Source organism: Raoultella sp. (genome assembly GCF_039594335.1).
Classification (GTDB): Bacteria; Pseudomonadota; Gammaproteobacteria; order Enterobacterales; family Enterobacteriaceae; genus Klebsiella.
In genome coordinates, this window is sequence record NZ_JBCNNS010000148.1 from 1 (window position 1) to 8,448 (window position 8,448).

An 8,448-nucleotide genomic window follows, 5' to 3' on the forward strand; every position below is an offset into this window, starting at 1 on the left:
AAGTTTCACCAGCTTTGGTTTTGATGACCTCCAGCTGGGCGGAGGCCTTGGCGCGGCCGCTCAGGAAACGTTCGACTTCCTGATCAACCTTATCGGCAGAAATTTTCTTCCGGTCGATGACAATTTCGTCTTCTTTCAGCAGGAGAGCCTTACCGAAAGCGATACCCGGGGATGCTAAAATGCCTGAAATCATAACCCTACCTTACTTGTGACTGATATTAAAAAGAACCCGTGAACTTATTCGAGTTCAGCCATCAGTTTTACCAGATGCTCAACTGCTTTCTGTTCATCTTCGCCTTCAGCGGAGATAGTTACGACGGTACCCTGAGTCAGGCCCAGAGTCTGCAGTTTGAACAGGCTTTTGGCGCTGGCGCTTTTGCCGTTGGAGGTTACAGTGATCTCAGAAGTGAAGCCTTTTGCTTCTTTAACAAACTGAGCAGCAGGGCGGGTGTGCAGACCGTTCGGAGCGGTAATGGTAACTTCTTGCTGGAACATTATATTTCCCCAACTTATAGGTTTAGTGTTGTGGACCTAAAGTCTAGCCTAACGGCAAGGCTTTAGCCTGTATTGTTAGCGTCGGCACTACGTGTCTGGCTAAGGTGTCAGCAGCGTGTTCGCTGTAAAGACCATCTGGCCGTGGACGTCTGGCACGTCATTAAACATTATGCCGCGAAAGGAAGACTTGAACCAAATCATAAAATCGATTCAGCTTGTGGAAATCCAATTATGAATAATTTCGCGCATCAAAATAAATGTGTTGGTTAAATACCAGACCCTACGCGGTGAATCAATGCCAGGAGGGGTAAAACTTTGACGTGTGCCACAAAAAAGCACCTTAAAAGGTGCTTTTTTACACGATATTAACAAGCTGGCATTACTGTTGCAGTTCTTTCTCGGTGAAAAGATCGGCAAACAGTGCGGTGCTTAAATAGCGTTCACCTGAAGAGGGTAGGATAACCACAATGTTCTTGTCGGTAAAGGCTTCATCCTCTTGCAGCTTCAGCGCAGCGGCAACCGCGGCTCCGGAGGAGATCCCGGCCAGAATACCTTCTTCATCCATCAGACGACGCGCGGTGGAGATAGCTTCTTCGTTGGTGATAGCAACCACTTTATCAACCAGTTTCAGATCAAGGTTGCCCGGGATAAAACCGGCACCGATGCCCTGAATTTTATGCGGACCCGGCTTCAGCTCAACGCCCGCCAGCGCCTGAGCGATAACCGGTGAGTCGGTAGGTTCAACCGCCACGGTGATCAAATCTTTCTTGCCTTTAGTGCCTTTGATATAGCGACTCACGCCGGTCAGAGTACCACCGGTGCCGACGCCGGAGATGAATACGTCAACCTGGCCATCGGTATCTTCCCAGATTTCCGGGCCGGTGGTTTTTTCATGAATTTCCGGGTTAGCCGGGTTGCTGAACTGCTGCAAAAGGAGGAATTTTTCCGGATTGCTGGCGACAATTTCTTCGGCTTTCTGAATGGCACCTTTCATGCCCTTCGCGCCTTCGGTCAGCACCAGATTCGCGCCGAGTGCTTTCAGCAGCTTACGACGTTCAATGCTCATGGTTTCGGGCATGGTCAGCGTCAGCTTGTAACCGCGCGCTGCCGCAACGTAGGCGAGAGCAATACCAGTATTGCCGCTGGTCGGTTCAACCAGTTCAACCCCTGCTTTTAGTACACCGCGTTTTTCGGCATCCCAAATCATATTGGCACCGATTCGGCATTTTACGCTGAAGCTCGGGTTGCGTGATTCAACCTTTGCCAGGATGCGTCCGTTACCGATTCGGTTCAGTCGTACTAACGGCGTGTGGCCGATAGTCAGGGAGTTGTCTTCAAAAATCTTACTCATGGCCCGTCCTTAACTGTATGAAATTTGGGAGTACGACTCCAGCATACCCGCTTAAAGAATATGCGGAAGTAAGGATTTAGCATATCTATATTCAGAAGGGAAATAATGCTAAGCCAGAAGGAATAAGGAGCGGTATATAGCTGCTTCGCTTCAGGCCATGCTTTTGTTGGTCTGAAGCGCTGAGTGTAATAAGAAGAGGGGGCTATCTCCACATGGCGTGTTTATCGCGATAGCAATCGACCCACATGGCTGTTGCGCCGCAAATGGCGACCGGCAGAATGACCAGGTTCAGCACTGGAATCATGGTAAATAAGCTGGTCAGTGCGCCAAACTGCATATTGGTGACTTTACGGGTACGCAGCGCCTCGCGCATGGTTTTAAAAGGAACCTTGTGATTATCGAACGGGTAGTCGCAGTACTGAATGGCCAGCATCCACGCACTAAACAGGAACCACAGTACCGGAGCCAGAGTCTGTCCAATCCCAGGAATGAAATAGAGTATCAGCAGTACGATTGCGCGCGGCAGGTACCAGGCAAACTTCTGCCACTCACGCTTCATAATGCGCGGTACGTCTTTCATGATGCCAAAAATGCCCACGTCCGGCGGCGTGGCGCCGGTAAGACGGGCTTCGAGCTGCTCAGCGAGCAGACCACTGAATGGTGCGGCAATCCAGTTGGCGATAGTGGAGAAGAAGTAACCGAACACTAACAGGATAGAGATGACCACGATGGGCCACAGCAGATAGTTCAGCCACTGTAGCCAGTCCGGAACATGGTTCATTAAGGATGGGATCCAGCTATCCAGACGGGTGAACAGCCACCAGAAGGCGCCACCCATCAGAATGATGTTAACTAACAAAGGCAGAAAAACGTAACGACGAATCCCCGGCAGCCCGATCAGTTTCCAGCCCTGCGAAAAATAGTAGACGCCGCTACGCGGGATAGATGCGGATGTTGAAACCATGGTCAGGCGATGCTCCTCTTTTGACGTCCTAACTGAATGCCCGCTTATTTTATCGGGTTGTCAGACAATAACCAGTTAGGAAATGTTCGAAAAAACAGCAAAAAGCACGATTTAGTTCATCTTTATGTAGTGAAAGCGGTACACACACTTGCACTCGACGTAATCGGCAAATACTCTTAGTGAGTAAATGTTTGCCGTGGTGGCAAGGTGTTAGAACAACAGAGAATATAATGATGCAGGATTTGCGTCTGATATTAATCATTGTTGGCGCGATCGCCATACTCGCTTTACTGGTACACGGTTTCTGGACCAGCCGTAAAGAACGTTCCTCGATGTTTCGCGATCGCCCACTGAAACGTATGAAGTCTCGCGATGACGAAGAGTCTGAGAACGATGACTTTGATGACGATGTTGAAGGCGTAGGTGAAGTTCGCGTTCACCGGGTTAACCACGCCCCAAATGGCGTGCATGGGGAGCAAGAAGCACCTCGTCAGGCGCCGCCGCAACACCAATATCAGCCTCCTTACGAGCGTCAGGTGCAGCCGCCTGTGCGTCCCGAAGAGCCTGTACGGCAGCAGCCCGCTCAGCATCAGGCGCCACAGCCTCATGTGCCGTCGCCTCAGGTGCAACAGCCACCGCAACCTGTCGCGCCGCAGCAACCTGTGCCGCCGCAATATCAGCCTCAGTCTCAGCAGCCGGTTGTTCAGCGTGCGCCACAGCAGCCTGCTCCGGTACAGCAGCCAGCGCCGCAGCCTGTCGTCGCTGCACAGTCTCAGCCGGCACCAGAACCGCAACCGCAGGCAGCTAAGCCTCAGCAGCCCGCGCCGCAGCCAAAAGAACGCAAAGAAACGGTTATCGTCATGAACGTTTCTGCACATCAGGGCACGCAGATTAACGGCGAAGTACTGATTAACAGCATCCAGCAGGCGGGCTTTAAATTTGGTGATATGAATATCTTCCATCGCCATCTCAGCCCGGATGGCAGTGGTCAGGTTCTGTTCAGCCTGGCCAATATGGTTAAACCGGGTACCTTCAATCCTGACGGTATGGCCGATATGACCACGCCTGGCGTCACGATCTTTATGCAGGTGCCGTCGTTTGGTGATGAGCTACAAAACTTTAAATTGATGCTGCAATCCGCACAGTATATTGCCGATGAAGTTGGTGGTGTGGTGCTGGACGATCAGCGTCGGATGATGACCCCGCAAAAACTGCGCGAATATCAGGACCGTATTCGTGAAGTTAAAGAGGCTAACGCCTGATTTATTCCCCGGCGTTTCGTCTACCAATCCAGAACCCCCGCCTGCCGGGGGTTTTTTATCATTGATGGTGTGATATGGAACCGATCGAACAAAAACTAACTGAACTGCGAACCACGCTTCGCCATCATGAATATCTGTACCACGTTATGGATACCCCGGAAATTCCCGATGCGGAATATGACCGGTTAATGCGCGAACTGCGCGAGCTTGAAGCCCAACATCCGGATCTGATTACCTCTGATTCACCAACCCAACGCGTGGGCGCGGCGCCGCTGGCGTCATTCAGCCAGGTCCGTCATGAGGTTCCGATGCTGTCGCTGGACAACGTCTTTGACGAAGAGAGCTTCCTTGCCTTTAACAAGCGCGTTCAGGATCGGCTGAAGAGCAGTGATGACCTGATTTATTGCTGTGAGCTAAAGCTGGACGGGCTGGCGGTCAGCATTTTATATGAAAATGGCGTGCTGGTTCAGGCGGCAACCCGTGGCGACGGCACCACTGGCGAAGATATCACCGCCAACGTCAGGACGATTCGCGCCATCCCGCTGAAGCTACGCGGCGATAATATTCCAGCGCGGCTGGAGGTTCGCGGCGAGGTCTTCTTACCGCAGGCCGGCTTCGAAAAAATTAACGATGAGGCCCGTCGTAGTGGAGGGAAAGTGTTTGCTAACCCACGAAACGCGGCGGCAGGTTCACTGCGTCAGCTCGATCCGCGAATTACGGCGAAGCGACCACTTACTTTCTTTTGCTATGGCGTGGGCGCGCTGGATGGCGGTGAGCTGCCGGGGAGTCATTCTGGCCGTTTGCTGCAGTTTAAAGCGTGGGGGCTGCCGGTGAGCGACCGGGTGAAACTCTGCCATACCCCAGAGGAAGTGCTTACTTACTACCGTAAAGTTGAAGAAGACCGTCCGAATTTAGGTTTTGATATTGATGGCGTGGTCATCAAAGTCGACTCCCTGGCGCTTCAGGAACAGCTTGGATTTGTGGCCCGCGCGCCGCGTTGGGCGGTGGCTTTTAAGTTCCCGGCGCAGGAGCAAATGACTTTCGTGCGCGACGTAGAGTTTCAGGTGGGGCGTACCGGGGCCATCACGCCGGTGGCACGTCTGGAGCCAGTGCATGTTGCCGGTGTTCTGGTGAGTAATGCTACCTTGCACAATGCCGATGAAATAGAGCGTCTGGGTCTACGAATTGGCGATAAAGTGGTGATTCGCCGCGCGGGGGACGTGATTCCTCAGGTTGTCAACGTCGTACTCTCAGAGCGCCCGCAGGAGACGCAAGAAATCGTCTTCCCGACCCATTGCCCGGTGTGTCACTCTGATGTTGAACGGGTCGAAGGCGAGGCGGTAACGCGCTGTACCGGCGGATTAATTTGCGGCGCGCAACGTAAGGAAGCGTTAAAACATTTCGTCTCCCGCCGCGCGTTAGATGTGGAAGGTATGGGGGATAAAATTATCGATCAGCTGGTTGAGAAAGAGTACGTCCACACGCCGGCGGATCTGTTCCGCTTAACTGCCGGGAAGCTCACCGGTCTGGATCGAATGGGGCCTAAATCAGCACAAAACGTGGTTAATGCTCTGGAAAAATCGAAATCAACCACCTTTGCTCGTTTCCTCTACGCATTAGGTATTCGTGAAGTCGGTGAAGCAACGGCCGCCGGGCTGGCGGCCTATTTTGTCACGATTGAAGCGCTGGAGCAGGCTTCCATTGAGGAACTGCAAAAAGTTCCGGATGTGGGTATCGTCGTAGCCACTCATGTCTTTCACTTCTTTGCTGAAGAGAACAACCGCAATGTGATCGCGCAGCTTCGTGCCGAAGGGGTCAACTGGCCTACGCCGGCGGTAGTCAATGCTGAGGAGATTGACAGTCCGTTTGCCGGTAAAACGGTTGTCCTGACCGGTAGTCTCAGCCAGCTTTCTCGCGATGATGCTAAGGCGCGGCTGATGGCACTGGGGGCGAAAGTCGCCGGCAGCGTCTCGAAGAAAACGGATCTGGTGATTGCCGGCGAAGCGGCGGGCTCTAAGCTCGCTAAAGCACAAGAACTGGGCATTGCTGTCATTGACGAAGCCGAAATGCTGCGGCTGCTGGGGGAATAACGTGGATAAAGCTCAGCTCATAGAGATTGCCAACACGGAAATGCCGTTTGGCAAATACAAAGGCCGTCGCCTGATTGATGTGCCGGAAGAGTATTTGCTGTGGTTTGCCCGTAAAGACCAGTTTCCTGCCGGCCATCTTGGCGAGCTGATGGCATTAACTTTGTTGATTAAAACGGAAGGGCTGACCCCGTTGGTTCAGCCCTTGAAGCAGCCGCGTTAAGCTTCAGAGGCGCGGGTTTTCTCCTGCGCCAGCCGTGCTTCAGCCTGCCGTTTGTAGCGTCGAGCCAGTACGGCGCACACCATCAACTGGATCTGGTGGAAAATCATCAGCGGCAGCACCATGATCCCCAGAATTGACGTCGGGAAGAGAATATTGGCCATCGGTATGCCGTTTGCCAGACTCTTTTTCGAACCGCAGAAAACAATCGTGATTTCATCGGCCTTGTTAAAGCCACATTTGCGTGCGACGAAGATATTGATGGTAATCACGATAGCCAGCAGGACCAGGCTGACGGCCACGATGAAGAGCAACGAGCCGACGCCGACTTTATGCCAGATGCCGTTCACGACCGCCTCGCTGAATGCGGAATAGACCACCAGCAGAATTGAAGTCTGGTCGGTTTTTGAGATCCACTTTTTATGTCGGGCAACCCAATCACCAATCCATGGGCGAGAGAGGTGACCAAGAACGAACGGCAGCAGAAGTTGCAGCATAATCCTACCGACCTGTTCCAGACTGCCGCCTGCGCCGTGCAGGTTCATCAACAGACCGACCAGTAGCGGAGAAATAAATATCCCCAGCAGACTCGAAGCTGATGCGGAGCAGACCGCTGCCGCGACGTTACCCCCTGCCAGCGAGGTGAAGGCAATAGCCGACTGAACGGTCGCAGGCAGAATGCAGAGATAGACAAATCCGGTATACAGCGCAGGGTCGACATTAATTGGCGCCCACCAGGCAAACAGCACGCCTAAAACCGGGAACACCACAAACGTGCTGCACATAACCCACAGGTGTAAACGCCAGTGGCCACCGCCGGCGACAATGGCCTCGCGGGAGAGTTTTGCCCCGTGCATAAAAAACAGCAGCGCAATGGCGGCAGTGGTTAAGTTTTCAAAGAAGGGAACAAACCCGCCGCGGGCCGGGAAAAAAGAGGCCAGCAGCACAACGGTGACAAGAGTCAGTGTAAAGGGATCAAGAATGCGGAAAAGTTTCATAAACGCTCCTGAAAATCGATATCGCTATTGTGCTTTTTCTATTTTGAGAAATAAAATTAATTTATTGCATCCATTCATGAATAAAAAAGATGAATTATTCGCTTCGTCAGTTAAAGGTCTTCATCACCGTCGCCAGAGCAAAAAGCTTCAGCCGGGCAGGGGAGATGATTGGTCTTAGTCAGTCTGCGGTCAGCCATAGCGTAAAAGAACTGGAACACCAGACTGGCGTTCGTTTGCTCGACCGTACGACCCGGGAGGTGGTGCTGACGGAGGCGGGGCAGCAGCTGGCCGCTCGTCTTGAGCGGTTGCTGGATGAACTGAACAGCACGCTGCGTGATGCCGGACGGGTCGGGCAGCAGTTAAGCGGAACTGTACGGGTAGCCGCCAGCCAGACGATTTCAGCGCACCTGATCCCACAATGTATTGCGCACAGTAATCAACGTTATCCGCAGATCGACTTTGTTTTACACGATCGGCCGCAGCAGTGGGTGCTGGAAAGTATTCGCCAGGGGGAAGTAGATTTTGGCATTGTTATCGATCCTGGTATGGTGACCGATCTGCAGTGTGAGACGGTGCTGGCGGAACCTTTTTTGCTTTTATGTCGGGAAGATCATCTTTTTGCCGAAAGGGCATCGGTGAGCTGGCAGGAGCTTCACCACCAGCGGCTGGTATTGCAGGATTACGCATCCGGGAGTCGCCCGCTGATTGATGCGGCGCTGCAGCGTTTTTCAGTCGAGGCCACGATTGTGCAGGAGATTGGTCATCCGGCGACGCTATTTCCGATGGTTGAGGCCGGAATTGGCATCAGCATTCTACCGGCGCTGGCGCTACCGCTGCCTCAAGGCAGCCATTTACGGGTCAAGAGACTAACCCCGGTTGTTGAGCGTCAGCTGATGCTGGCGCAGCGTAAAAACCGTTCACTTTCTACCGCCGCGCAGGCGTTATGGGAGGTGGTGCGTGCAGAGGGAAATACGTTGACCGCGGGCAGAACCGACGATCCGCTGTATCAGCGCTGAGGCGTAAGTTCGTGGAGGCAAGCGTGGTATTCAGGCGGGTGTGAAGGAGATGAGT

General features: G+C 53.1%; 9 protein-coding genes. 4 read left to right on the forward strand and 5 right to left on the reverse strand.

The window, feature by feature from the left end:
* The 4 genes from ACZAHD_RS19235 to cysZ all read right to left on the reverse strand — a co-directional run.
* The coding region (locus tag ACZAHD_RS19235) for a phosphoenolpyruvate-utilizing N-terminal domain-containing protein (RefSeq protein ID WP_408712698.1) at positions 1-193 on the reverse strand (193 nt) is incomplete at its 3' end.
* Positions 194-237: 44 nt separating this feature from the next.
* Entirely contained in the window at positions 238-495 is a 258-nt protein-coding gene (ptsH, locus tag ACZAHD_RS19240) for a phosphocarrier protein Hpr (protein ID WP_000487600.1), read from the reverse strand.
* Positions 496-874: 379 nt separating this feature from the next.
* Complete coding sequence (cysK, locus tag ACZAHD_RS19245) at positions 875-1,846, reverse strand: cysteine synthase A (protein ID WP_462458200.1); 972 nt, start codon at positions 1,844-1,846, stop codon at positions 875-877.
* 202 nt (positions 1,847-2,048) lie between these two features.
* Positions 2,049-2,810 carry a sulfate transporter CysZ gene (gene cysZ / locus ACZAHD_RS19250; protein ID WP_462458201.1) on the reverse strand — a complete coding sequence of 254 codons (762 nt, stop codon included), beginning with the start codon at positions 2,808-2,810 and terminating at the stop codon, positions 2,049-2,051.
* A gap of 230 nt (positions 2,811-3,040) precedes the next feature.
* Between cysZ and zipA the strand changes: the two genes are divergently transcribed.
* From zipA to ACZAHD_RS19265, 3 genes are all read left to right on the forward strand, one after another.
* Positions 3,041-4,072, forward strand: coding sequence for a cell division protein ZipA (gene zipA / locus ACZAHD_RS19255; protein WP_462458202.1), 1,032 nt, complete (start codon positions 3,041-3,043; stop codon positions 4,070-4,072).
* A gap of 74 nt (positions 4,073-4,146) precedes the next feature.
* Positions 4,147-6,162 carry an NAD-dependent DNA ligase LigA gene (gene ligA, locus ACZAHD_RS19260; RefSeq protein WP_462458203.1) on the forward strand — a complete coding sequence of 672 codons (2,016 nt, stop codon included), beginning with the start codon at positions 4,147-4,149 and terminating at the stop codon, positions 6,160-6,162.
* 1 nt (position 6,163) lies between these two features.
* The gene (locus ACZAHD_RS19265; RefSeq protein ID WP_462458204.1) at positions 6,164-6,382 is read left to right on the forward strand and encodes a DUF3820 family protein; all 219 of its coding nucleotides are present in this window, start codon (positions 6,164-6,166) and stop codon (positions 6,380-6,382) included.
* Here the strand turns inward: ACZAHD_RS19265 and ACZAHD_RS19270 are convergent.
* Positions 6,379-7,377 (reverse strand): bile acid:sodium symporter family protein, encoded by a 999-nt coding sequence (locus ACZAHD_RS19270; protein ID WP_462458205.1) that lies wholly within the window; start codon positions 7,375-7,377, stop codon positions 6,379-6,381. The genes ACZAHD_RS19265 and ACZAHD_RS19270 overlap by 4 nt on opposite strands.
* 89 nt (positions 7,378-7,466) lie before the next feature.
* Here ACZAHD_RS19270 and ACZAHD_RS19275 point away from each other — a divergent pair, with 89 nt between their 5' ends.
* Positions 7,467-8,393: a LysR substrate-binding domain-containing protein gene (locus ACZAHD_RS19275; protein ID WP_462458206.1), complete on the forward strand. Its 927-nt coding sequence runs from the start codon at positions 7,467-7,469 to the stop codon at positions 8,391-8,393.
* Positions 8,394-8,448 lie beyond the last annotated feature (55 nt).